Below are 25,583 nucleotides of genomic sequence, written 5' to 3'. Positions count from 1 at the left end.
GTTGGTTACGCAGAATCCTGCATCAAGGAAGATGTCGATGATTCCTTCATCCACAGCCATCTTGTAGATTTTTGGAGTGGCAGGCGAAACGATACCGCGAACACCGTCTGCAAGTTTGTGTCCCTTGAGGACTTTTGCGGCGATGCGAAGGTCAGAGATTCGGCCGTTAGTGCATGAACCAATGTAAACCTGATCAACCTTTGTGCCTTTCATCTCAGAGATTTTCTTAATCTGATCAGGCTTATAGTTGATAGTGCAAACTGGCTCCAGATTTGACAAATCTTCTGTGATTACTTTTTCGTAAACAGCATCGTCATCGTCACGCCATTTTGCGTAGTCTGCGATTGCATCTTCCTTTGACTTGTATTCATCTTTGATGAATTCCCAGAGATAATCGACAGTTTTTGCATCCGGGAAACAGATTCCGCTTGTACCGCCTGCCTCGATTGCCATGTTACAGAGAGTCATTCGCTCTTCCATATCCATGTTGTCAACAACCGGGCCTGTGAACTCGATTACGCAGTTTGTAGCACCGTTAACGCCGATTTTTCCGATAAGGTGAAGGATAACGTCTTTTGCGTAAACGCCTTCTTTCAATTTGCCGTTCAATACGAATTTGATTGATTTTGGCTCGCGGAATGAGCATACACCCTTAAGAATTCCAACCTCAAGGTCAGTAGTTCCGACACCAGCGGCAAAAGCACCGAATGCACCATGAGTACAAGTGTGGCTGTCACCCATGATTACAGTGTAGCCCGGGCGGACAAAACCTTTTTCCGGGAAAATTGCATGGCAAACGCCATTTGCACCAATGTCAAAAAAGTCTTTGATATTGTTTCGGCGAGCCCAGTCACGCAAGATTTTTGACTGTGTTGCAGTTTTGCTGTCTTTTGAAGGAGTTACATGGTCGATTACGGCCTTGATTTTAGTCGGGTCAAAAACTCTGTCCTTACCGCGCTCAACCAAGTCATTGATAGCGACAGGAGTCGTGATTTCGTGACAGAAAACACGGTCAAGTTTAAGGACATAAGTTCCGTCGAACGGAGTATCCACAAGATGTGACTCAAAGATTTTTTGAGCAATCGTCTTACCCATTTTTAATACCTCTATTTAATTTACTACATTAATTGGCTTTCCTGCCAAGAATGCTTTAATGTTCTCTATTTCGATGTCAAGCAAACGAAGCCTTGTTTCTTTTGGTGCCCATGCCAGATGCGGTGTAATTACGCAGTTTGGGGCTTTATAAAGCGGGCAAGTCTCATTCATTGGCTCTTCAAGAAGAACATCCGTAGCGTAGCCAGCGATTGTTCCAGAATCCAAAGCCTGTCTAAGTTCTTTTTCGCAAATCATTCCGCCACGGGCAGTGTTTATAAGATATGCGGATTTTTTCATAAGAGACAATGTTTTTGAATTTACAAGACTCTGTGTTTCTGGGGTGAGGGGAGCGTGAAGAGAAAGAAAATCTGACTCCTTAAAAAGTTCCTCGACCGAAACCATTTTTATATCAGATGAATCAAAAGGAAGGTTCTTTTTTGCCTTTTCAAAAGACTCTGCAGAATGTGCGTGAACAATAATCTTCATTCCGAAAGAATGTGCAATCTCAGCCACCTTCTGACCAATATGACCGAAACCATAAATTCCAAGAGTTTTGCCGTTTAATTCTGTGAGCGGAGAAAGCCAGTAGCAGAAATCAGGATTTGAAATCCAACCACCATTATGAACTGAAACTGAGTGTGAAGCTACTTGATTTGTAAAATGAAGAATGAAAGAAAAGACATGCTGAGCTACAGCATTTGTGCTGTAAGAAGGAATATTAGTGACAATGATGCCGCGTTCACGACAAGCAACCGTGTCAATGACATTGAAGCCTGTCGCCAAAACACCGATATAACGAAGATTCGGACAGCGTTCAACAATTTCTTTTGTAATATGAACTTTATTCAAAAGAATTATTTCGCTGTCTCCAATTCGCTCAACAACAAGTTCTTGAGGAGAACGGTCATAAACTGTAAATTGTTCTGCGAAAGCTTTGATACCATCCCAAGACACATCTCCAGGATTAAGTCCATGCCCATCAAGAACCGTTATTTTCATTTGTTTACCCTAAAACCGCGATTCCTGTAGAAGAGATTGCAGCATTAATGGCATCTTCGATACCGCCAACACCCTCATCAAAATCTACAAGAACCTGAGATTTATCAGGATTTGCAGTGCATCCAGTTACCCCCGCAACAGCTTTTACAGCTGCATCTACTTTTGCGGCGACATCTGGATCAAACATACCGTCAACATAAATTTTTTTCTGCATCTACGGACACTCCATGCTCATTGATAAAGTCATTATAAACGGTATGTATGAAAAATTCAACAAAAATATTATTATTCTGCAAGTCTCTTTCCATTTCCCTGGGTTTCAACGAGAGTTTTTCCAAGCTGACCACAGGCTCCGCCTATCTCACGACCCCGGCGAGTCCTCAAAGTGACATTAAGCCCGGCCTTTTCCAAATGATAGACAAAATTCTTGCACTCTTTTGCGCTCGGCTCAGAAAATTCCAGCCCCTCAACTGGATTCCACGGAATGAGATTGACATGGACATCAAGCCCCCGCGCGAAGTTAATCATGTTCGTCGCGCTCTCAATGCTTGTGTTTGTCGCATGAAGAAGGGCAGCCTCCAAAGTAACCCTCTTGCCAGTCTTTTTGGCGAAATAATCAATGGCATTTCGGAGTTCCGGGAGCGGGTTAGTGCGGCAAATCGGCATAAGTTTTTCACGGAGAGCAGGATCAGCCGTCGTAAGCGATACAGCAAGCCTGATTGCAGGACCGTTATCAGCCAAATCGTAGATTCCCTTGATTACACCCGATGTAGAAAGAGTAATTCGTCTGCCAGAAAGGGCACGGCCTTCCTTGTCCGTAAGGATGGCAATGGCCTTGCGAACATTCTCAAGGTTCATCATAGGCTCACCCATGCCCATAAACACAATATTGTCTAGTTTTCCGGCATGTTTTTCGAGATACAAAAACTGCTCGACAATTTCGCCGGCCGTAAGGCTTCGGGCCAATCCCAAATGCCCGGTCTGGCAGAAAGCACAGTTCATTGCACAGCCGACCTGACATGAGACACATGCAGTCTTACGATCTTCGCGGTCAGTAAGAAGAACGGTCTCAACGGCAAGCCCGTCTGAAAGAGTAATCTGGAGTTTTATAGTGCCGTCACTGTCTTTGAGAAATTCTGAAACAGAAGCAGAGCGGAGAACAGCCTTTTCTTTAAGCTCATTGCGCAAATCAACGCTGAGATTCGTCATCTCATCAAAAGACTCAACGCCTTTTCCAATCCACTGAAAAATTTGCTTGCCACGGAAAGCCTGCTTAAGTGACAGAGCCTCGCAAATCTCCTGAGCAGTAAGCCCGGCTAAAGGAATTTTATCGCTCATTATGCATCCCGCTCAAGTCTTGAGAGCATGTCAGCAATGGCAGGAGAGCGGATTCCGTAGCGAGAAACGCCTTTCAATACTTCTATTGCCTTAGCCTTCTGGTTAAGCTTAACATAACAATCTGACAAATCAATATAAAAACGGAAGTTTCTAGGATCGCCCTTGATAAGCCCCTGAAGTCTCTCGGCGGCCTCCTCATAGCGTCCTTCCCCCTTGCAGATAAGAGCAAGCCCCAATGCCGCATAAACATCAAATTCGATGTCCAAAGCCTTGTTGTAATATTCTGCAGCTGTCTTATAGTCACCTGTGTTGCGGTATGCGTCTCCGGCTCGTGTGAGGATAACTTTGTTGTCCGGATCCATATCAAGGATTTTATTCCAGTATTCGATAGAGCGGAATTGCTGGTTCATGCCACGGTAGCAGTCTGCAAGGCCGAAAAGAGCATAGAAATTGTTCGGCTCCCGCTGCAATGCACGCTCAAAATATACGACGCCTTTCTCAAAAGACTTGAGCTTGCGATGGCAGTTACCGATTGAAGTAAGGACTCGGATATCAACAAGAGCCTCATTCTTTTCGAGCATTTTCGTCCAATAGTAAAGCGCGTCACGGTATTCCTTGAAATCATAATGAAGATGACCAAGACCAATGAGCGCGTAAGAATTATTTTCTTCCATATCAAGAACGGAGAGATACAAGTCCTTAGATTTTTTGAAGTCGCGGATTTTTCTGTAAGCATCGGCAACTCGTGTAAGGACGGTGATATTTCGGTTATCATGAAGGAGATACTGCTCCCAGATTGCAATGGCTCTGTGATACTGATTCATAGCCTTATAGCAGTCAGCAAGGCCGAAAAGTGCATAATTGTTGCCAGGATGATAATCAAGGCATTTTGAGTAGTAAGCATCAGCTTCCCTGAAATGCCCCTGCTTGCGCTCCGCATCCCCAAGACCGACGAGGGCGTAGTTATTGTTTTCTTCAATTGCAAGGATTTTTTTAAAAGCCTCTTTGGCCTCATCAATCCGATTTTCTTTTATAAGCAGATATCCTTGTTTCGACAGGTCGGAAATTTCATTCGGAACATTTTCTCCAGGAACATATTCCATTACAGCCTGTGGAATGTCAAATTCCCTGAACAAATCATCACTCATAAACTACCTCACTTTTTTTAAATTATTTTATTATTACCGAAATAATACTCGCTATTTTTTCGTAAACAGCCTCAGACTTAGCCCTGTTATTAGCAAGAAGATAATATTTCAGTGCAGTAAGCCCTTTGTTCTGTTTCATGTAAAGGTCGCCGATGCGAGCCAAGCCATCAGAATAACCTGTTGTGACAAAAATTCGACACGCAGCATCGTACTTGCCTTCATTAAAGAGCACATTTCCCTTGCGGTTAAGAACCGCTTTTTGTTCCGAGGTGAGTCCCTGAATAGGTTTATCAGTAACTTTGATAAATCCGTCAGGAATGCTATGAGCAGATAAAGTACTTTTTAATTTAATTTCATCCAACTTTTTAACCTGAAAACCATTTTACATATAATTAATCTTAACACATTTTCATCAAATGTCAAGGTAAATTTTATACTATTTTAAAGATTCTCTAAGAGAATAAAAATGCACGATTGAACGGCCGTAAATTCTCTTGTCCTTTAGCACAAGTGCGCCGATTTCATCAGGAAGCATGTCTTCTTCCGGGAAATGAATCATCACAAATCCGCCCTCATTCACAAGCCGTCTCTTCTCAATGATTTTGAGCAGATCAAGTCTGTACTTGTAAGGGAAGGGCGGGTCAAGAAAGATATAATCGAATGTGTCCTTGCATCTTTTCAGGAAAAGCTCAACCGCCATAAAATGGCACCCGATTTTAACGCCAAGCTCTTTTTCGGTTATGCTTACATTCTCAAGAACCTGCTTGATTTTGATTTTATCTTTCTCACAAAGCTGTACGGAGTTTGAGCCTCTTGATACAGCCTCAATAGCAATCGTTCCGCTGCCAGAGAACAAATCTAGCCAGGATTTTCCTTCCAGATCGCCCAGAATGGCAAAAACTGACTCGCGCATTCTGTCCATTGCAGGCCTGATTATTCCGTCCGGGCATTTTATAACTCGTCCTTTTAGTTTTCCGCCGGTAATTCGCATATCTATTCCTTTTTCTATATTATTTTATATCTATGAATTCGGATTCAATGACCAGTAGGTCACATCATGTGGAAGCTTCCGGTTCTCCCTTGCGTAATCAAAAGCTGTCTTTCCTGTCGATGCCTCAACCTGATTTTTTGAGGCTCCGTTATCCAGAAGCCAGCCTATAATCTTCGTGTTTTTATTAGTCTGACATGCAATCATGAGTGGTGTTTTGCCATCAAAAGGCACATTCAGAGGTACTTTTTTGTCAACGAATGCCTGCAAAACCTTTGGCTCATTATAATTCGAGACACCGTAAGAAAAAGCCTCGCGAGCCTCATAAGAATCCGGCTTGTATGTATCAAGAAGTGCCGAAACGACTCCCTGACTTTCTGAATAAGCCGATGCCAGAAGCAGTGCCGTAAGCCCATATTTGTTTTTTATGGTTCGGTCAGCTCCTTTATAAAGAAGCAGTTTTGTGACGTCAGCATCTTTCTGGAAGCGGGCCGCATACATCAGGGCAGTCCAGCCGTCATCATCCCTCGCATCAATCTGCGCTCCGGAATAAAGCAAATCCTCGATTTTCTGGATGTCACCTTTTTTGGCGGCAATCATCAGCTTGGTGCGCCCGTTTGAAGAGCGGTTGTTTGCATTCGGTATGAAATTCCTAGCAGCTTCCTCGGCCGCTATAAGAGCCGCTGGAATCGCCACAAGAGCCGCCTTATCAGCCGCATAGTCATAAAGATGTATGCTCGAAGTCATTACAGGCGGAACCGCAACCCCGGCCAAATCAACAAGTGAATTGACTTCCGGAAGCGGAGGAACAATATTTTCCTCTAAGGCAGGCTCCGCAACTTCCTCTGGAACTGGAGCCGGTTCTTCCTCAGCAGAAGGATTTTCAGGCTCAGGCTCTTCCGGGATTTCAGTCTCTTCAGGTTTTTCCTCAGCCTCAGGCTCCTCAGCTTCAGGCGGATAATCAGGAACTGTTTCCTCTGAAAAAAGAGGCTGTTTTTCAGGCTCTTCGGCATACAATCCTACGACTGAAAGAACTTCCTCCGGGATAAGCTCGTTCCTTCTTGCGTAATCAAAACATGTATTTCCGTTTTTGTCTTTTGCAAGGATTCTCCGGGCTTTGTCGGCATCGGTTTTTGCGCCTGTGTTAAGCACATTTTTTATCGCATCCATGTCGTCCTCATACTGACAGGCATACATGAATGCCGTTACGCCGCTCTTTGTCTTTGAATCAGGAGAAATTTTTGCCTGCTTCAGAAGGATGTCAATAACCGAATTATCCCTGGAATTTTTGAGGGCCGCCATAAGAAGGTTTTCCGCTTCATCAGTCTGAGTAAAAGTGGAAAACGAATAGTCAGTTTCTACAGCCCTCTGAATTTCCCTTGCGCTGCCTGTAGTGACAAGGCGAAACGCATCATCAACCCACGGAAAAGCCGACAATGCGCCTAGAGAAAATAAAAATGCGAAGAAGAGGGCTAATTTCCTCATTAGAATTCCATTAACATTATAATGCAAGTTTACTAAAATTCAAACCAGTTTCCATCAGTTGTAAGATACCAGTCGGCAAGAGGAGTGTTGAGGGTAGGATTGTACCAGCTGATTGAGCCGTCACGGTTCAGCACTACCATTTTACTCTGGTTCTTCACTGTCTTTATCGGCATGGAAGCGGTTCTTTTGTACAGGAAATCTTTACGAGATGAAAGATTGTATGAGCGTACCTGAGACTTTCCGATGTTGGTGAAGAGTGTGTTGCCCGAAAGATTTGCGAAAGCCTCGCTGTCCTCATCCTGAATTGAAAGAAGATTTCGTGATGATTTTGTCTGAGGCTTGTATGCGAAAATCGATGTGGTAAGTTTTTTGGTCTGGGAATTTGTATAAATCGTGATTCCATAGAATTCAGAAGGATTCTTTTCATGGTCATAAGTGAGGGAATAGGCGACATTTCCGTTCATTTTGAGAGGAACCGTCTCCTGAGTGCTCACATTGACATAAAGGAGAGGGACATTCGGAGAAGATGCGCTTGCCTTAGCGACATACAAATCATTTTCAGTGAACAAAATCGCATCCTGAATGCTCGTACCTTTGTAAAGCTCTCGTTTTTTAAGGTTCTTAATGTCAAAAAGGTTGACTTGTGAATTTGACTCGACATCAATAAGAGAATCACCGTAAAGTTTTAGGGTCTGAATCGTTCCGCCCGGTGCAAAAAGCTGAGTAAGTTTGCCAGTCGAAAGTTCCAGAAGGACAACAGCTTTTTTTGAATCCTTTGACCAGAGAATTATATTGTCTCCATAAGGAATTATGTTCGTATAACCTGAGTTTGATGCCTTTTTGTCGATGTTCGAAGAATCATAAGAAGACTTGAAGATTGACGAAGGCGTAAGGAAGTAAAAATCCTCGCCGACAGCGGCAACATCATAGATTTTATCATACATTTTGTCGGTCAGGGCCATCTGAACATCAACTCGCTCAGCCTGGGCATAATCGAATTTGTAGATGTTTCCGATATTGGTTCCCGCATAGATTTCCTCGCCTGCCAAAGCTGCGCAAACAATCTGCTCTCCGGTCTTAAGGCCTGAGAAAGTTCGTTGAAGCTCCGGTGCGATTACAGCCTTGTTCCTGTCATTCGCAATCTTGTAAACCTTGAACTGTCTGCTCTCGTTTGTGATATAGTACAAATCTTTGCTTTTGTTAGAGCCGATAAGAACAGGGCTAGCAGCGTTGAATGATCCGAGCGTACTTCCAGTGACCGCCTGAACGACGAAAACCTTTCCTTCTCGGACGCCCGCACCAAAAACTCCGTTGTTGAACATGCAGAACTGGCTCAAATCATATTCGGTATTGAATTTTGCCTTTTGCTCTCCGTTCTGCAGATTGTAGTAGGTGAGGCTGCCCTTAGGAGAATACATGACCACCGACTTTTCAGAATCAGAAGTCTGAATAAAATTGACGACACCAGTGTTTCCCTTGATTTTGTTTCGGACTATTGAGCCGTTTGAAGAATTCAAGAAGAAAGCACCGCTGACACTCGCCGTACCGCAGATGATGAAATTGCCTTTTGCTGAATATGAAAGACTTGTGAGGGAATCTGTAAATCGGAAAGCGTATTTTCTGGTAAAATTTTTCCAGTTCCATACAGAAACCCTGTTAAGCGAAGCACCGTCACTCTCATAGACCGCAATCTCGTTGCCGTTAGGACTTCGGGCAATCATCTTAATTGGCAGCTCAGAAATCTGATAATGCTCGCCCATGCCGTCCTCTGTCCATTTAATGAGGAATCCGTCTTTTCCTCCACTGAAAACCGAGCCGTCACTGTCCTCAAGATATGCGACATTAGAAACCGCTCCAGAATGTGACTGCGTGGAGATGTGTGACTGAGAGAAAACGGAAAGCGGAAAACTGAAAACTGAAAGTGTAAAAAGAAAAGCAAATTTATTTTTTAGCATTTATTAACTCCAAAAAGTAATGGAAATCGCCTGTCATCGCAAGCACAAAGAGCATGGCAATCATGGCGATTCCAACATATTGTACAATATTTCGCAGTTTTGGGGAAACACGCACGCCGAAAAATGCCTCAATAATTGAAGTAAAAACCAAGAATCCGTCCAAAACAGGGATGGGCAGCAGGTTCATGATAAAAAGCGATACGCTGATAAGAGCCATAAAATTTAAGACGGAGACAATTCCGTTACGGAAACCTGACAAAAAGCCTGATTTTGCAGTCTCTCCCATCATGCTCGTGATTCTTGCCGGCCCTGCCACGCTTTCGCTCACATTAACTCCCTTAAAGAGCGTCGCGATACCTTTAAAAGAAAGGTAAATCAGCCGGAAAGTCTCGGAAAAGCCATGAGCAATTGCAGGAAAAAACGAATATCTTTGAGCTTCTTTTTTTTCGACTGAAGCAGGATCGCTCATAACACCGATTTTTCCCTCACCGGTAGATTTGTTCAAATCAGTGTGAACGGTGTATTCAATCTTCTCTCCGTTTCGGTCAACAAGAACAAGAATATCCTCATCGGGGTGGGTGGCAACTTCCTCGTACAAAGCAGCAAAATCTGAAATTTCTTTATCGTTTATCCTGATGATTTTATCGCCGCTCAAGAGTCCTGCATCTGCCGCAGCAGAATGAAGTTCAGGATAAGCCTCCGTAGCAAGCCGTATTTGGTTTGTCGCAGAAAAATATGTATAGCCTGTAAGACCAATCACAAAAAATGCGAAAACTGAGAAAAGAAAATTGGCGAAAGGCCCCGCGAAGCCGATAAAAGCCCGGAAAATCGCCTTTACGCCATAAAAAGAATCTTTTTCAAGGACTGTATTTGCATTGAAACTTTCCTCAAAATCTTTCTCGCCCTTCATCGCGCAATAACCGCCAAAAGGGAAGAGCGAAATACGCCAATCTGTCCCACGCCATTTTTTATGAAGAAGCACAGGCCCCATACCGATTGAAAAAGCCTCAACAGCCACCCCAGAAGCCCTGGAAGCTAAAAAATGCCCAAGCTCATGAATAAAAACGAGAACACCAAGAAGAATAATTCCAATTATAATAGTCATAATAAGTTATAAATTTCTCACAGAACTTTGGAGAACACGGAGAAAAAAAATAGATTTACTCTGTGTGCTCCGTGAGGAATTTTATTGATATTTCGCGTGACCGCCTATCCGCCTCGAACACATCTTCCAAATCCCGCGGATTGTGCGACCAGTCCGCTCCATGCAAGACTTTTCCGACAAGCTCACCGATTTCAAGGAAGCCGATTTTGCCGTCAATGAATGCCTGAACCGCAATCTCGTTCGCCGCATTGAAAACAATCGGATAAGAGCCGCCTTTTTCTGCACATTCAAATGCAAGGGCGAGCATAGGGAAGTCATCCATGCGAGGCTTCTCAAAAGTGAGGGTGCGTTTTCCGTCAGCCGTGTCAGTCAAATCAAAAGGTTTCATGAACGACGGCAAAATTTCCGGCCAGTCCAGTGCCTGCAATATCGGGTGCTTCATGTCCGGCTCAGAAAATTGTCCGTAAACGATTCCGTCTTTTGTGCGGACAAGCGAATGAATTACGCTCTGCGGATGAACAACAACCTGAACCTGCTTTGCGCTGACATCAAAAAGACGGACAGCCTCGATTACCTCAAGACCTTTGTTTCCCAAAGTAGCTGAATCAATAGTGATTTTAACGCCCATATCCCATGTCGGGTGCTTCATGGCATCAGAAACAGTTACATTGGCAAGTTTTTCGCGCGGGAAAGTGCGGAAAGGGCCACCGCTTGCAGTAATCACGATTTTATCGATGTTTTCTTTTCCGCACTGATTTACGAGCGTGAAAATCGCAGAATGTTCTGAGTCAACAGGAAGAATCCGTGAGCCGCTTTTTCTGGCTGCCTCAAACATCAAAGGGCCTGACATTACGACAGTTTCCTTGTTTGCAAGTGCAAGATCAACGCCAGCCTCAAGAACTGCCATGCTGGGTCTCAATCCCGCGCTACCAGCAATTCCGTTCACAACGATGTCAGGCTTTGTTTTTTCGATAAGATTTTTTATTCCGTCGATTCCTTCAATTTTAGTAAGTGATGAAGGACAGTTGAATTCGCGTGAAAGTTTTTCAAGTTCGTCTTTTTTTGAATTGGCGGTGATTCCACAGCACACAAAACGGTCTTTTTGATTCCGTAAAATATCAAGCGAACTTGTTCCGATAGAACCGGTGCATCCTAAAACTAGAACTTTTTTCATTTAGAATAAGAAACAAACTCCAAAATAATAGACTGGTGCGACGAACAAAATGCTGTCGATTGAATCCAAAACTCCGCCACGGCCAGGAATCAAGCTTCCAGAATCCTTGATACCGACAGAGCGTTTTAGCACGGACTCCACCAAGTCTCCGATAATTGCCACGAAAGCGATGAAAAAACTCAAAACCAGAATTTTTGCAAGAGAGCCTGTGAAAACCTGCGGGAAAAGCAAATGAGCGATTGTTCCTGTAAGCATTGTACCAGCAAATCCACCGATAAAGCCTGCGACAGATTTGTTCGGGCTGGCCTTGATGACGCCTTTGTTATTTTTTCCGAAGAGAACTCCAAAAAACCAGGCAACAGAATCACACATACAAACCATAAGGAAAAAGAACGCAAGGAACTCCCTTGAATGAGCATGAGTGGTTATTCGGGTAATAAATGTTACAAAATAACCAGAATACAAGATTATGAAACTGGATGTAAACAAATGTGATACAGAATTTTCGAAAGTAGAAGCCGAGAGAACTTCAAAAGCCATGCAGAGAAGAATTGAAAAAACAAAAGAGTAATCAATAAATCCAAAAGGCCTCTCCAAAACAGCAGATAATGCACAAACAAAGACAGGAATTACCGTGGCAACAAGAACCAGCGGACGGCACTGAAGCGAAAATTTTACCGAAAGAAGATGATAAAGCTCATTTGCCGCCAACAAAGATGCTGCAAATGCCAGAACATGAAAGGCTATATGATTAAATTGATTGAAATAAACGAGACAAATAATTAAAGGCAGACCAATAAAAAAGACCAAAAGCCTCTGCAAAACTTTATTCATTAATAACCACCATTATTGGTTCGGAACAGCTCCGAACCGTCTGTTTCTCTGCTGATATTTGACTATATCCTCAAAGAATTCTTCTTCATTATAATCAGGCCATAGCGTGTCTGTAAAGACAAACTCGGCATAGGCACACTGCCACAAAAGGAAATTGCTCAATCTTTCCTCTCCACCGCTGCGAATCATCAAATCAACAGGGGGAAGGGCAGGAATATCAAGAGATTTTGTGATGGTGTCCTCATTTATAGATTCGGCAGGAACGCCGTCTTTTACTAATTTTCTTACGGCACGCACAATTTCGTCGCGGCTTCCGTAATTAATGGCAAGAACACATGTCGTGCCAGTGAAATGCTCGGTGTCTTTTATTGCGCTCTTGATTTCCTGCCTTACATCTTCCGGCAGTCCGTCAATATTACCAATATGAGCAATGCGAATTCCATTTTCCTTGTAAAAATCAAATTCCGCGCGAAGCCGGCTTGTTATAAGACTCATAAGATAGCCGACTTCTTCCTGAGCGCGCTTCCAGTTTTCAGTAGAGAAAGTATAAAAAGTAAGGTACTTAATTCCGAGGCGAGATGCTGCAGCCACAATTTTTTTAGCTGTAACAAGACCTTCCTTGTGACCAGCAGTTCTAGGTAATCCTCGTTTTTTGGCCCAGCGGCCGTTCCCGTCCATGATGACAGCAACATGTTCAGGCACTCCGCGGGCAATAATTTCTTCGGCAGTCATTTATGCCATGATTTCCTTTTCTTTGGCATCGCAGACAGCCTGAATGTCAGCGATATATTTGTCAGTGAGTTTCTGGAGGTCGTCAGTCTCTTTTTTGAGCTGATCCTCAGTAATCTCACCTGCTTTCTGCTGTTTTTTGAGGTCGTCGTTTCCGTCACGACGAATGTTTCGGATAGTAGTCTTGTAGTTTTCACCTACAGATTTTGCCTGCTTACAAAGCTCCTTTCGGCGGTCAGCAGTGAGGGCAGGGATAGCGATACGGATAACCTTGCCGTCGTTTGAAGGGTTCAATCCCAAGTCAGCAACAAGAATTGCCTTTTCGATTTCCGTAATCAAAGATTTGTCAAACGGAGAAATGACGACTGTTCGAGCCTCTGGGATAGAAACCTGAGCCACCTGATTGAGTGGTGATTTGCTTCCGTAATAATCTACACGAACCTTATCAAAAAGCGAAGCTGATGCGCGACCAGTTCGGATTGTGTTCATTTCATTTTTGAGACCTTCAAGAGTCTTTTCCATTTTAGACTTTGCATCAAATGCCATAATTTCCTCCGTTATTTAAAGCAACAATTAAAAAAAAATACAAAAAGCGGCCAGAAGAATCTGACCGCCAGTTTTAAGCAAAATTATTTGCCGAGAACGAAAAGAGCGACCTTTTTGAATGAAAGTTTAGCTCCAACTTCTTTTGAAACTTCTTCAAGTTTCTTTGCAACGGTAACTTTGTCGTCTTTTACGAAAGCCTGGTCTACGAAGCAGATTTCAGCAAGGTGCTTGTTGATTTTGCCCTGCAAGATTCCGGCCTTAACATTCTCTGGCTTAGAAGCCATTTTCTCGTCCTGAGCCATCTGAGCCTGGAAGATTTCCTTCTGCTCGTCGATGTAGCTCTGTGGAACTTCGTCTTTTGTTGTGTAAGCTGGTGTGAAAGCAGCCAAATGCAAACAGCAGTCTTTAGCGAATACTTTTACAATTTCTGCATCAGAACCGTCAACAACTACGACAGCACCAGTCTTGAAGTCTGAGTGAACGTATATTGCAGCAGCAGAACCTGCCGGAACATCAATAACCTCGAGCTTACGGATAGACATGTTCTCGCGGATTTTTGTAGCAAGCTCAAGAACCAAGTCCTCAAGCTCTTTTTCGATTTTTGTGTAGCCTTTTGCAATTGCAACATCAAGGATTTTCTCACCGAGAGCTACGAAATCAGTATTTTTTGCAACGAAGTCTGTCTCACAAGTAACTTCAGCGACAACGATTTTGTCTCCGTTCTGACGGATGAAAATGCGGCCTTCAGAAGTAGCGCGCTCAGCACGTTTTGCTACTGCAGCCAATCCTTTCTCTTTGAGGATTTTCTCTGCTTCTGCAGCGTCTCCGTTAGCTTCTGTGAGTGCTTTTTTGCACTCCATCATACCTGCGCCAGTCTTGTCGCGCAAAGCTTTTACATCAGCAGCTGTAATTGCCATTTTTAACTCCAGTTATTGTTAGCCCGCGCAGTTTACGCGGGAATTGATTTATTTGATTTTTGACTCGTCGATTTCGTCGTCATCGTCGTCTTCAACATCATCCTTTTTTGTATCTTCTTCTGTAGGAGTGTAGTTAGAGTAGTCAACGATTTCTTCGTCATCTTTCTTTGTAGATGCGTCTGTAACAACATCGTCCTCGTCACCGAGAGTTTCGATGATTTTGAGGCCCTCTTCGTTGTTAGCTTCTACAACTGCGTTAGCGATGATAGAAGTGAAGAGGCTGATAGCGCGGATAGCGTCATCGTTACCTGGGATTGGATATGCGATTCCCTCTGGGTTACAGTTTGTATCAACAACAGCAACGACTGGGATTCCCATGCGGCGAGCTTCTGCAACTGCAATCTGCTCTTTGTGTGTATCAATGATGAAGATAACTCCTGGGAGTTCTTTCATATCTTTGATACCGCCGAGGTTCTTCTCAAGCTTTGCCTTTTCTTTCTGGAGATTAGCGACTTCTTTCTTTGTAAGATTGTCGAAAGTACCGTCAACTTCCATTTTCTCGATTTTCTTGAGTCTCTGAAGTGATTTTTTAATTGTAGAGAAGTTTGTTAGCATACCACCAAGCCAGCGGTTGTTTACATAGTACATGCCACATCGCTCTGCTTCTTTAGCGATAGCCTGCTGTGCCTGTTTTTTAGTTCCAACGAAAAGAACTGATTTTCCAGAAGCAACAATCTTGCGAACAGCCTCATAGCTGTCTTTGATAGAAGCGATTGTCTTCTGCAAGTCGATGATATGGATACCATTGCGCTCTGCGAAGATGTACTTCTTCATGCGTGGATCCCAACGTTTAACCTGATGACCGAAGTGTACACCAGATTCAAGCAAACTCTTCATGGTTACTACTGCCATTGAGTTTCTCCTTCACCGGAATTCTGACTCTTTTACCTTTATTGATAGAAAGAATTCCACCGTCTCTTGTTCTCGTGTCCGCATAAAGCGGACCGGATAATTACGTAACTCTGCTCCGGCCAACAGCCTTACACAAAGCCCGACAAAACTATTCCAAAATAGAATAGCCCTGTTCTTTTAACATATCATAAAGCTCAAAAATAGGCAAGCCAACCACGCCGGAATTCGTTCCCTCAATTTTTTTGATAAAACAAGAAGCCAAGCCCTGAATTCGGTAGCCACCGGCAACACCATGCCAGTCACCAGTTTCGACATACCATTCAATTTCTTCTTTTGACATCGGGGCAAAAGTAACATTTGTGATCGAAGTGCGGCTTGAGGCATAAAGCAAATCGCCATTGAAAAGGGCAAGCCCCGTAATCACCTGATGAGTTTTTCCCTGAAAATCCTGCATGAACTTTTCGGCCTCTTCGTTATCAGCAGGCTTTCCGTAAAGTTTTCCGTCAAGGAGCACCATCGTGTCAGCCCCCAAAATCCACGGAATCTCATGCCCTGCAGGATAAGTGCGAGCGACAGCATCAACCTTACGGCTGGCCAAATATTCAGGAACCTGCTCTGGAGAAATGTCAGACGGATATTCCTCATCAAAATCAGGGACTTTAACCAGATACGGAATATTGAGAAGCTTTAATATCTCCTGTCTTCGGGGAGAGGAAGATGCCAAAATAATAGGTTTCATAGGAAATCTCCATTACACTTTTTATTTATTAATGTTATTTTAAGCGATATTAAAAAAAATCACAAGAGAAGATAAACAGATTTAAAAACACTTTTTTTTATTTATATAAAGATAAAAAAAGCGGAACCACTAAGATTCCGCTTTGTAAGTCAAGGAAACAGGATTATTTAGCGTCCTTTTTGCTGCTTCCTGTGTTGCCAGACTGAAGTTTTTTCAGAAGCTCAAGTGCTCGCTCTCGAACAGGCTTTACATAATGATAGTTAGTAGCAATCTGACCGACAGACTGAATCATTGCACTCTTGTCCTGAACTTTGTCAGCAATTTTCTCATAAGCGATGAGAACCTCAAGAGCAAGTGAGCTTGTCGGGTTAAGGACTGCATTTTTTTTGTTTGCCCAGGCGATTGTGGTAATAACATCATCATTGTTATTCATTCCAATCTCACCGAGGGAGCGGACAGCCGCAGTGATTACCATCGGCTCATTATCCTCAAGAGCAATCTTTTTAAGGGTTGTCTTTGACTCCTCAGAAGGAACCTTTCCGAGAAGATCACAAGCCTTAGCCCGGATATCCGGATAATTGTTCATAAGACGACCACTCTGACGAGACTGTGTGTTTACGCCCTCGCCAGCAAGACGATCAAGTGCGACCAGCATATCCGGAGAAACACGGCCTTCCTCAACCGCATTCTCAAGATACTGCAAAGCAACCAATTTATTGTCACGCTCATCGGAATTTGCAAGCTCCGTAATTACGACATCCTCAACAGTGCTCAAATACTCCTGTTCTGCAGACTTTTCTTGAGCAGCTACAGAAAACGCCATAAAGAGCGCACATGCCGTGCAAGCAACTTTCTTCAAAGATTTCATTTTAGACGAATCCTCCTAAATAGAGTGAATCAACACCCTTGTTTTAATTATAAAATATTAAGTCTTAAAAATCAACAAAGATTTTAACAGAAATTAAGATAAATTGAAACAAAATTCTATAATTTCCGAAAAAGCTTAGTTAAGTTCCTCATTCGTTGGAAGATGAATCATCCAATGACCGTTGATTTTATTGAAATAATAGTAGACAGTGACCGGAGCTTCACGCGCATCAGCACCCTCCGTCTTATGAACCTGGACAGCCTTGATATAAGTGTCAGAAATATAGCGGATTTCCGTTACTTCCCTGCCACGGCGCGCCGGACAGAACACATGCTTGAAGTAATCCTGAAGAGACTGAAGTCTGATTCCTTTTACAGGAAGCTTTTTCTGAGCTGCCTGCAGGTTTTTACGGAGCTTCCAGTAATCCTTTGAGCTCTGCTCAACATATCCGAGCCATGCGTTATAGCTCTTGTTGCTTGCAGAATCAGCCATAATCTCAGCAAGTTCCGAGATTATGCGAAGGACTTCTTCCTTATCACCAGCGAATGTATTGCGGTCAACAGAGACCGCACCAACAGAACGCTCGTACTCGTCATCAGCAGCAGGCTCCTCAATAACAGGCTCTGGCTCGGCGATTACGGGAGCAGGCTCCTCAACGACAGGCTCCGGCTCGGCCACTACCGGTGCAGGCTCTTCGACGACAGGAGCGGGTTCTTCAACGACCGGGGCTGGCTCCTCGACAACTGGCTCCGGCTCTTCAACAACTGGAGCCGGTTCCTCAACCTCTGGCTTTGGCGGCTCTTCCTGTACCTGGGGCTGCACATTTGTACTTCCACAGGAAATCAGAACACCTAAAAAAACAGAACTAAAGGTGAGAAATATAGATTTATTGGCAATTCTGGAAATTTTCATTCTTAGATAATACATCACTTGTGAGAATCCGTCAAACATGTTAAAGTAATTTCAATATGACCTCAGCAGTTTTCCCAGGAACCTTCGACCCGCCGACAAACGGCCACTTAAATGTTATAGAACGAGGCAGCAGGCTTTTCGACAAGCTTGATGTGGTGGTCGCATATAATCCGAACAAGGCATACCTTTTCTCGCCGGAGGAGAGGCTAGCGATGCTGAAGGAACTTACAAAAAAATATCCTAATGTGACAGTCCACCTGTGGGACAGGCTCATAGTCGAGTATGCCGAGAAAAACAACGCGAACATTCTATTAAGAGGAATCCGAAACTCAAATGATTTTTCCTATGAATTCGACCTCTCGCTGATGAACCACAACCTCGACTCAAAAATCGAAACGCTTTTTCTCCCGACCGAGGCAAAATATGTAATCGTGCGCTCAAGCTCAATCAAGGAGCTTGCACAGTTCGGCGGAGACATATCAGGAATGGTGCCAAAAATCGTTGAGGACGCAATAAAATCGAAATATAAGGCTTAAATTGACATTTTTTCGATTTTCGTCATAAAAAAATGTTGACAATCAAAACTTTGTGTGTAATAATAATTGACATTCGGGTATAAACTGTTGTAGTATAAATCCCGTTATTCATAAAATTATATAGTGAGGTTTATAATATGGCAGTACCAAGAGCGAAAACATCAAAAGCTCGCACACGCAGACGACGCGGTGTAAACATGCATCTCGAAGCTCCACAGCTTGTTGCTTGTGGCAACTGTGGCAACCTTGTTATGCCGCACCATGTTTGTCCAAAATGTGGTTTCTACCGTGGCCGCCAGGTAATCACACCTGAAGTAAACGGTTAACAAAACTAAAGCATTATGTCCAGAGGGACATAATGCCAAATACTATGTCCCTCTGGACATCGTAAGAAGGAGAAAATCATGGACGAATTGTTCGTAAAAATCCAGAAGCTCATCGCTGAAAAACTTGAAATCGATGAAAGCAAAGTCACAATGGAAGCTTCTTTCCGTGGCGACCTCGGAGCAGACAGCCTCGACACTTACGAGCTTGTTTATGCTATCGAAGAGGAACTTGGCGTTTCTATTCCTGACGAGAAAGCAAATGAATTCGAGACAGTAAAAGACGCTTACGATTTCATCAAATCAGCACAGGCATAAATAAAGCCGAAACAAAATTGAGCACAGGTTTTTTACAGCCTGTGTTTTTTTTATTTTAAAGAAAATCCGGCACGAGATTGAAGCCCCGCCGAAGGCGTTCTGGAGCGACCGAAAGGGAGCGGAAGAATGAAGCGAAAAGCGGAAGGGCGGAAAGCTCGCAGGCAGTTGATTTGCCCCATAAAAAAAAATAAAATCAGACTATGCTTCTTTCGAAAAAAAATCTTTCTCCACAGAGAATCAAGGAACTTAACAATTTTGCAAAAGGAATTTCTATAAAATTCTCGAATCTCAACCTGCTTGAACTGGCTTTCACGCACCGTTCTGTAGCAAGCGACGGAAAAACCAGCAGGCACCACAACAACGAGAGGCTTGAATTTCTGGGCGACAGCGTGCTCGGAATGGCTACGGCAGCATATCTTTACGAGCATTTCATGGACAATCCCGAAGGCGACCTTGCAAAAATCAAGAGCAGCGTTGTAAGCGAAATGAGCCTTGCACCAATCGCACTCCAAATCGGCATAGACAAGATGCTGATTCTTGGAAAAGGCGAGGAAATGAGCGGTGGAAGACAGAAGAGAGCAATCCTTGCGGATGCGGTTGAGGCCGTAATCGGGGCATATTACCTTGACGCGGGTTACAAGGCTGCCGAAAAACTCGTTCTTTCATTTATGATTCCTGCGATCGAAACTTTCCTCTCAAACAAAGGCGCGAAGGACTTCAAGACAATGCTTCAGGAAGCGCACCAGAAGAAATACAAGAGCTGCCCGACATACGAGCTTGTGAAGGAAACTGGTCCCGACCATGAAAGAACTTTCTGGGTAACGGTTCACCTCAAGAACGCGAGCTACGGACCAGAGAGCGGCAAGAGCAAGAAGGAAGCCGAGCAGAATGTGGCAAAAAAAGCATGGCTTGAACTTTTCGGGGATTGACCTACCTGCCGAGATTTTGCTATAATCTATAAATCTTCTTGTGATATTAACTTGCTTCCTAACAGTGATGGAATGATAGAAGTGGCCGTTTTTTTGGCTTCAAGCTAGTGGTGACTGGGGTTGCTTTAATGTCGGGCAAGATATAAGGAGTTATTTTTATGAAAAAGGGAATTCACCCAGAGTACAAATTGACAAAAATCACTTGTCAGTGCGGTAATGTAATCGAGACTCGCTCTACAGTTTCTGACATCCATGTTGAAATCTGTTCTGCTTGCCACCCATTCTACACAGGTAAGCAGAAGCTTGTTGACACCGCAGGACGAATCGACCGATTCAACAAACGCTTCGGTATCAAAACTGACAAATAAGTCGATTTTCAATCGATACGAAAGCTCCCCAAAAGGGGAGTTTTTTTGTTTTAAACCACAGATTACACAGATTCAAATTTTTATTTCCTATTATTTGAACCTGTGATTATTTTTTTACTCTCCGATTTTTATTTTCCAGAGTCGGTGGGCTTTTGTCCCCTTGAAATCTTCGGGCAGGGATTTTTCTGTCATATCGAAAACTGCCACAGCCTTTCCAGAATCTGTTGTTTTCGGTACAAGTTCCGCATCAAATTTGAGGCGGTGAGAGTTAGTAGAAAAGTAGAGGACTCCGCCACCGTTCAAAAGGTTCACACATTTTTTGACAAGCTCGCTCCAGTCACGGTTGATGTCGAGCGTATTTCGGGTAGCCTTGGAATTCGAAAAAGTAGGCGGATCGAGCACGATGATGTCATAACGATTGCTTCCTTCGGCATTCGGAACTTCGGCAAGTTTCTGGTTTAGGAAGCCTGTCACATCTCCACGAGTGAAAAAATAACGGTCGTCGTCGGGGTCAAAGTCATTGAGGGCAAAGTTAAAGCGTGCCCATTCGAGATAAGTGTTGCTCAAATCAACGCTCTCAACACGGCGGGCTTTTCCTTCGGCGGCATAGACCGAAAAAGAGCCGGTATAGCAGAAAAGATTCAGGACGCTTTTTCCGGCACACTCCGAGCGCACGATTGAACGCAACGGACGGTGATCGAAGAACAGACCTGTGTCAAGGTAGTCGCTAAGGTTAACTTTGAAAAGCTGGCCGCATTCCTGAACATAACATTCGGTAGTTTGTTTGGAATCAATCTTCTCGTACTGATTTTCACCTTTCTGTTTTTTGCGGAGTTTTTGAATCACGCGATTTTCCGGAATTTCAAGCACGGAAGCGACGGCTTTTGTCATGCAGTCGAGCCAAATCTGCTCATCACTGTCTGATTTTTCATACGGTCTCTCATACAAGTAAAGATGAACAAACGAACGTTCGGCTTTTTCTTTGCTTGCGGTAAGGTCATTTGCGGAGATTCGGGCATCTTCCTGCTGCAAAAGAAGGGCCGCATCGATTTTTGAATCCATTCCTTCGGGCAGGGCCTCATACAAATCCACCGCGAGAGGAACTTCCGGGATATCACGGTCGTAAAGTCGGTAGCAGGTGACTCGCTCACGACGCGCCCATTTTCTAAGCTGCTTGTATTTTTTGGAAAGTCGGTTGGCAAAAATCTTCGCCTGATATTCGTTCTGTTCGGTTGTGTTCTGGTTCATATCTTTGAGTATAGCAGATTTGCGCAAGGGATTGTAGCCCCGTCAGTTGCGGAACAAAGTGAAGCAATGAGCGGAAGCGAAGGGCGAAAAGCCAAATGAGCACGAAAACGAGAGTGCTCACGACCCGAGCGAAGCGAGGGATGCGCCCAAAATCACACCCAAAAATATACGGTATACACTTCTAAAAAAAAACGGTATAATCAAATAAATATCTATTATCTTTTTTTTCAGGAATCTAATGAATTACACGGAATTAAATCTAAACGAAAAAATCCAGCAAGGACTTAGCGATGCGGGCTATGTCACTTGCACTCCGGTCCAGGAGCAGGTTTTGAAGGCTTCTTTGGACGGCTCGGACCTTTATGTTCAGTCACAGACAGGAACAGGCAAAACAGCGGCCTTCCTCGTAACAATCATGCAGGAAATTCTGGCACGCAGAGAATCAACAGGAACTGAAGGTGAGGCAAAGAAAAATGCTCTCATTCTTGTTCCGACCAGAGAACTTGCCGTTCAGGTTGAGGAAGAGGCCGCAAAACTCGGAAAGCACACTGGTCTCAAATTCGCTTCATTCTATGGCGGAGTGGGCTACGAAAAACAGGTAGCGGACCTCAAAAAAGGCGTTGACATCATCATCGGCACTCCGGGACGCGTAATCGATTTGACCGAAGGCAAGCAGATGGATTTGTCGAATGTCGGCTACCTTGCGATTGACGAAGCTGACCGCATGTTCGACATGGGATTTTACCCGGATTTGCGAAAACTGATTCACTTCCTTCCAAAAACCGAGGGCGACAAAAAGGCTCGGCAGACAATGCTCTTTTCGGCAACCCTCAATTCTTACGTCAAAAACCTTGCATGGGAATACACTCGCGAAGCAAAAGAAATCACAATTGAAGCGCAGAACATCACTGTCGATGAGATTGACCAGGAACTCATTCACGTCTCAAGCGACGACAAAATGAAGCTCCTTCTCGGAATCTTCAAAAAAGAAAATCCAGAAAGCGTGATTATTTTCTGCGACACAAAGAAGATGTGCGAAATCGTCTCAAAACGGCTCCAGATTAACGGTATCAAAAACGAGTACATCATCGGTGATTTGCCTCAGTCAAAGCGCCTTAAGATTATGGACAATTTCAAAGCCGGAAAGGTGACTTGTCTTGTCGCAACTGATGTAGCAGCCCGAGGAATCGATGTCAACGACCTTGCGATGGTCGTTAACTATGACCTTCCGAACGAAGCCGAAAATTACGTGCACCGAATCGGGCGAACGGCCAGGGCAGGAAAGAGCGGAAAGGCCTATACATTCTGCTCGGAGCGTGATGTTTACTCTTTGGCCCCAATTGAGCGTTACATCGAAAAGCAGATTCCAAGCAGGGTTGCTATCGCAGAAGATTTTGAAGAAGACAAATCAAAAGACGTTTACATCCGCCTTGACTCCGAAGAGCGCGACGGAAAAAGAAACCACAGATGGACACAGATGGACACAGATGGTGCACAGAATAGAGGGAAAAAGTCTGGAGGACGAAAATCCCGCAAAGAAGGCAGAAAATCTTATTCCGACGATGAAATCAAATCGTTTAGGGGCGATAAATCCAAGAACACAGTCCGTCGTGCGAGCGATGAGGAAATCGCAAAGCTTTCCGGAATGTCAAGCGACGAACGTATCAAATACTTCAAGGAAAAGTACGCAAAATCTTCAAGTTCAGTTTACAAGAATGCTGCAAAAACAGCCGGTTCAAAAGCAAAATCTGGCAAGGGCAGGGGAACGAGCCGAAAGAATCCTTCCGCTGCACGCAAAACAGAGAAAGCACCAAAGAAGCTCGGCTTGATTGCAAGGCTCAAGAGCTTGATTGGACGAGGAAAATAAAAAATTCCTCACAAAGAGCACAGAGCACACGGAGAAATACACTGAAAAAACTCTCTGTGTACTCAAAAGCTCTGTGAGAACTTAAAACATATCAGGAGAAAAACATGATTACAGTCAGTGACGTATCACTTCATTTCAGCGAAAAACCGCTTTTCAAAGACGTAAATATCAAATTCACGGCAGGAAACTGTTACGGAATTATCGGTGCTAACGGTGCCGGAAAATCAACCTTCCTTAAGATTCTCTCCGGCGAGCAGGATCACGACACAGGTGAGATTTTCATGACCCCTGGCGAGCGAATGGCTGTTCTGAGTCAGGACCACTTCGCTTTCGATGAATTTTCAGTCAAGGACACCGTAATGCAGGGGTATCCAAAGCTTTATGAGGTTTCAAAGGCCCGCGACGAAATCTACTCAAAAGCTGATTTTACAGAGGAAGACGGCATCAAATCGGCCGAGCTTGAGGCGGAATTCGGAGAGCTGGGCGGCTACGAGGCAGAAAACCAGATTGAGCAGATGCTTTCAGGCCTTGGCCTTGAAGAGAAATTCCATGACAAGATGATGAGCGAGCTTGACGAAAGCCAGAAAGTCCGCGTTTTGCTGGCCCGCGCCTTGTTCGGAAACCCGGACATCCTTCTTCTCGACGAACCTACGAACGGTCTTGATTTGGAATCAATCAACTGGCTTGAGGACTTTCTTCTCGAATTTGAGAACACAGTTATCGTCGTAAGCCACGACCGACACTTCCTCAACACAGTCTGTACAGTAACTTGTGATATCGACTTTGGAAAAATCACTCAGTTCGCCGGAAACTACGACTTCTGGTATCAGATGAGCCAGATTTTGCAGAAACAGGCACGAGACCAGAAGAAAAAGAATGAAGAAAAGGCAAAAGACCTCAAAGAATTCATCCAGCGATTCGCTTCAAATGCCGCAAAATCTCGACAGGCAACAAGCCGAAAGAAGGTTTTGGAAAAGCTCGAACTCGAAGATTTGCCAGTTACAAGCCGAAAATTCCCGTTCGTTCAGTTCAAAACCGAGCGTGAAATCGGAAACAATGTCCTTGAATGTCGAAAACTCAACTCAAAGGATGAAGATGGGCTTCAGCTTCTCAAAGATTTTGACTTCAAGGTCAACCGCACTGACAAAATCGCTTTCGTTGGCGTAGAGCACAACACAATCTCATCACTTTTCGACATCATTTCAGGTGATGAAAAGGCTGAGAGCGGAGAATTCTTCTGGGGACAGACTACAAGCCAGGTTTATCTTGCACGAGATAACAACAAATACTTCGACAACGACATGAACATCACGGAATGGCTCAAACAGTTCTCAAAAGAGCAGGATGATGCCTACGTTCGCGGCTTCCTTGGACGAATGCTTTTCAGCGGCGATGAGTCACTCAAAAAGGTAAAGGTTTTGTCCGGCGGTGAGAAAGTCCGCTGTATGCTCTCAAAGATGATGCTCCAGAATGCAAATGTCTTGATTCTTGACGACCCTACGAACCACCTCGACCTTGAGGCAATCGAAAGCTTGAACCAGGCTCTCGTTCAGTTCCCGGGCGTAATCTTGTTCACAAGCCACGACCACGAGTTCATCCAGACAATCGCTAACCGAATCGTTGAGATTACACCGAAAGGCGTTATTGACCGAATGATGCCGTTCGATGATTACATGGCGGACGACTCAATCAAAGCACTCCGCAAGCAATATTACGAAGGAAGCGACCGAAAGATTAAGTTCTAGGATTGTTTTTCCCCACATCAGGATTATACTTCGCATATCCATGTGGGGATTTTTTTCTTTATATTTTTCAAAACCGGTTATATAATATTTGTATGGCTTTTTTTGACAAAATGGAAAATTATGACAGACTTCTCTCAAAAGCGGTGAATAATATTCATCCTCTCATGGTTTTCTGTAATTTATCCAACAATTTTTATCAGATAATTTCATATAGCAACACAGTTTTAAAAGATTCAATAGCTTATACAGGAGATTTTGACTCCTTTATTCTTACCATAAAAGAATCAATTATCAATAAGGATTATTCAAATCTTTTTACGGCATCGTTCAACAGACAAAAGATTCTTGAAAGGGTAGTTGATAATTATTCGGCGATAACACTTCAATTTCCGTATCTTTTTTCAGAGGGAAAAGAGCAGTGGATTGAGCTTCAGATGATTTTTGTCGGTGCGGAGCAAGATAACGTTCAGGCAATAATGCTCGGCAAAAACATTGATGATGAAAT

Annotated in this window: 28 protein-coding genes; 8 read left to right on the top strand and 20 right to left on the bottom strand. The window is 43.8% G+C overall.

All coding sequences use genetic code 11. The annotated features are described in order from the left end of the window. The 19 genes from IJJ71_RS14045 to IJJ71_RS13955 all read right to left on the bottom strand — a co-directional run. Positions 1–1,095 (bottom strand): 3-isopropylmalate dehydratase large subunit (locus IJJ71_RS14045; RefSeq protein ID WP_296847913.1); only part of this gene is annotated, 1,095 nt, incomplete at its 3' end. Between the two features lie 15 nt (positions 1,096–1,110). Further along, positions 1,111–2,094, bottom strand: a complete 984-nt coding sequence (locus IJJ71_RS14040; protein ID WP_296847912.1) for a D-2-hydroxyacid dehydrogenase — start codon at positions 2,092–2,094, stop codon at positions 1,111–1,113. Positions 2,095–2,098: 4 nt separating this feature from the next. Continuing rightward, the gene (locus IJJ71_RS14035) at positions 2,099–2,308 is read right to left on the bottom strand and encodes a cation transporter (RefSeq protein WP_296847911.1); all 210 of its coding nucleotides are present in this window, start codon (positions 2,306–2,308) and stop codon (positions 2,099–2,101) included. A 71-nt stretch (positions 2,309–2,379) separates the two neighbouring features. Next, a complete protein-coding gene (rlmN, locus tag IJJ71_RS14030; RefSeq protein ID WP_296847910.1) occupies positions 2,380–3,432 on the bottom strand; it encodes a dual-specificity RNA methyltransferase RlmN in 1,053 nt (350 codons plus the stop codon). After that, positions 3,432–4,535 carry a tetratricopeptide repeat protein gene (locus tag IJJ71_RS14025; RefSeq protein ID WP_486389630.1) on the bottom strand — a complete coding sequence of 368 codons (1,104 nt, stop codon included), beginning with the start codon at positions 4,533–4,535 and terminating at the stop codon, positions 3,432–3,434. The genes rlmN and IJJ71_RS14025 overlap by 1 nt, the downstream gene beginning before the upstream one ends. 67 nt (positions 4,536–4,602) lie before the next feature. After that, positions 4,603–4,941, bottom strand: a complete 339-nt coding sequence (locus tag IJJ71_RS14020; RefSeq protein ID WP_296847908.1) for a hypothetical protein — start codon at positions 4,939–4,941, stop codon at positions 4,603–4,605. A gap of 75 nt (positions 4,942–5,016) precedes the next feature. Beyond that, entirely contained in the window at positions 5,017–5,571 is a 555-nt protein-coding gene (gene rsmD, locus IJJ71_RS14015; RefSeq protein WP_296847907.1) for a 16S rRNA (guanine(966)-N(2))-methyltransferase RsmD, read from the bottom strand. A gap of 30 nt (positions 5,572–5,601) precedes the next feature. Further along, positions 5,602–7,053: an ankyrin repeat domain-containing protein gene (locus tag IJJ71_RS14010; RefSeq protein WP_296847906.1), complete on the bottom strand. Its 1,452-nt coding sequence runs from the start codon at positions 7,051–7,053 to the stop codon at positions 5,602–5,604. Between the two features lie 32 nt (positions 7,054–7,085). Then, positions 7,086–9,008, bottom strand: coding sequence for a WD40 repeat domain-containing protein (locus IJJ71_RS14005; protein ID WP_296847905.1), 1,923 nt, complete (start codon positions 9,006–9,008; stop codon positions 7,086–7,088). Beyond that, the gene (locus tag IJJ71_RS14000) at positions 8,995–10,113 is read right to left on the bottom strand and encodes a M50 family metallopeptidase (RefSeq protein ID WP_296847904.1); all 1,119 of its coding nucleotides are present in this window, start codon (positions 10,111–10,113) and stop codon (positions 8,995–8,997) included. Before IJJ71_RS14000 ends, IJJ71_RS14005 begins: the two co-directional genes overlap by 14 nt. Positions 10,114–10,168: 55 nt before the next feature. Next, positions 10,169–11,287 carry a 1-deoxy-D-xylulose-5-phosphate reductoisomerase gene (gene dxr / locus IJJ71_RS13995; protein WP_296847903.1) on the bottom strand — a complete coding sequence of 373 codons (1,119 nt, stop codon included), beginning with the start codon at positions 11,285–11,287 and terminating at the stop codon, positions 10,169–10,171. Further along, a complete protein-coding gene (locus IJJ71_RS13990; RefSeq protein ID WP_296847902.1) occupies positions 11,288–12,121 on the bottom strand; it encodes a phosphatidate cytidylyltransferase in 834 nt (277 codons plus the stop codon). A gap of 12 nt (positions 12,122–12,133) precedes the next feature. Further along, the gene (gene uppS, locus IJJ71_RS13985) at positions 12,134–12,853 is read right to left on the bottom strand and encodes a polyprenyl diphosphate synthase (RefSeq protein ID WP_296847901.1); all 720 of its coding nucleotides are present in this window, start codon (positions 12,851–12,853) and stop codon (positions 12,134–12,136) included. Then, positions 12,854–13,396 carry a ribosome recycling factor gene (gene frr / locus IJJ71_RS13980; protein WP_486389629.1) on the bottom strand — a complete coding sequence of 181 codons (543 nt, stop codon included), beginning with the start codon at positions 13,394–13,396 and terminating at the stop codon, positions 12,854–12,856. Between the two features lie 83 nt (positions 13,397–13,479). Next, a complete protein-coding gene (tsf, locus tag IJJ71_RS13975) occupies positions 13,480–14,313 on the bottom strand; it encodes a translation elongation factor Ts (protein WP_296847900.1) in 834 nt (277 codons plus the stop codon). Between the two features lie 48 nt (positions 14,314–14,361). After that, positions 14,362–15,225: a 30S ribosomal protein S2 gene (gene rpsB / locus IJJ71_RS13970; RefSeq protein WP_296847899.1), complete on the bottom strand. Its 864-nt coding sequence runs from the start codon at positions 15,223–15,225 to the stop codon at positions 14,362–14,364. Between the two features lie 148 nt (positions 15,226–15,373). Further along, entirely contained in the window at positions 15,374–15,964 is a 591-nt protein-coding gene (locus tag IJJ71_RS13965) for a Maf family protein (protein ID WP_296847898.1), read from the bottom strand. Positions 15,965–16,127: 163 nt separating this feature from the next. Then, the gene (locus IJJ71_RS13960; RefSeq protein WP_296847897.1) at positions 16,128–16,832 is read right to left on the bottom strand and encodes a HEAT repeat domain-containing protein; all 705 of its coding nucleotides are present in this window, start codon (positions 16,830–16,832) and stop codon (positions 16,128–16,130) included. A gap of 135 nt (positions 16,833–16,967) precedes the next feature. Beyond that, positions 16,968–17,654, bottom strand: a complete 687-nt coding sequence (locus IJJ71_RS13955; RefSeq protein WP_296847896.1) for a hypothetical protein — start codon at positions 17,652–17,654, stop codon at positions 16,968–16,970. A gap of 146 nt (positions 17,655–17,800) precedes the next feature. Between IJJ71_RS13955 and coaD the strand changes: the two genes are divergently transcribed. From coaD to rpmE, 5 genes are all read left to right on the top strand, one after another. Continuing rightward, positions 17,801–18,280, top strand: coding sequence for a pantetheine-phosphate adenylyltransferase (gene coaD / locus IJJ71_RS13950; RefSeq protein ID WP_296847895.1), 480 nt, complete (start codon positions 17,801–17,803; stop codon positions 18,278–18,280). Positions 18,281–18,417: 137 nt separating this feature from the next. Next, positions 18,418–18,606: a 50S ribosomal protein L32 gene (rpmF, locus tag IJJ71_RS13945; protein WP_184657207.1), complete on the top strand. Its 189-nt coding sequence runs from the start codon at positions 18,418–18,420 to the stop codon at positions 18,604–18,606. A 78-nt stretch (positions 18,607–18,684) separates the two neighbouring features. Beyond that, a complete protein-coding gene (gene acpP / locus IJJ71_RS13940; protein ID WP_296325117.1) occupies positions 18,685–18,921 on the top strand; it encodes an acyl carrier protein in 237 nt (78 codons plus the stop codon). A 200-nt stretch (positions 18,922–19,121) separates the two neighbouring features. Further along, positions 19,122–19,850: a ribonuclease III gene (gene rnc / locus IJJ71_RS13935; RefSeq protein ID WP_296847893.1), complete on the top strand. Its 729-nt coding sequence runs from the start codon at positions 19,122–19,124 to the stop codon at positions 19,848–19,850. 158 nt (positions 19,851–20,008) lie between these two features. Then, positions 20,009–20,218, top strand: coding sequence for a 50S ribosomal protein L31 (gene rpmE / locus IJJ71_RS13930; RefSeq protein ID WP_296847891.1), 210 nt, complete (start codon positions 20,009–20,011; stop codon positions 20,216–20,218). A 114-nt stretch (positions 20,219–20,332) separates the two neighbouring features. Here rpmE and IJJ71_RS13925 read toward each other — a convergent pair whose 3' ends face one another. Then, positions 20,333–21,466: a class I SAM-dependent methyltransferase gene (locus IJJ71_RS13925; protein WP_296847890.1), complete on the bottom strand. Its 1,134-nt coding sequence runs from the start codon at positions 21,464–21,466 to the stop codon at positions 20,333–20,335. A gap of 238 nt (positions 21,467–21,704) precedes the next feature. Between IJJ71_RS13925 and IJJ71_RS13920 the strand changes: the two genes are divergently transcribed. From IJJ71_RS13920 to IJJ71_RS13910, 3 genes are all read left to right on the top strand, one after another. Beyond that, a complete protein-coding gene (locus IJJ71_RS13920) occupies positions 21,705–23,333 on the top strand; it encodes a DEAD/DEAH box helicase (protein ID WP_296847889.1) in 1,629 nt (542 codons plus the stop codon). Positions 23,334–23,437: 104 nt separating this feature from the next. Continuing rightward, the gene (locus tag IJJ71_RS13915; protein WP_296847888.1) at positions 23,438–25,078 is read left to right on the top strand and encodes an ABC-F family ATP-binding cassette domain-containing protein; all 1,641 of its coding nucleotides are present in this window, start codon (positions 23,438–23,440) and stop codon (positions 25,076–25,078) included. Between the two features lie 92 nt (positions 25,079–25,170). Beyond that, the coding region (locus IJJ71_RS13910; RefSeq protein WP_296847887.1) for a hypothetical protein at positions 25,171–25,583 on the top strand (413 nt) is incomplete at its 3' end.

The organism is Treponema sp., from assembly GCF_017430385.1.
In the GTDB taxonomy this organism is placed as follows: Bacteria; Spirochaetota; Spirochaetia; order Treponematales; family Treponemataceae; genus Treponema_D.
The sequence above is the reverse complement of the archived record's forward strand: the minus strand, read 5'-3'. Positions and strand labels throughout refer to the sequence as shown.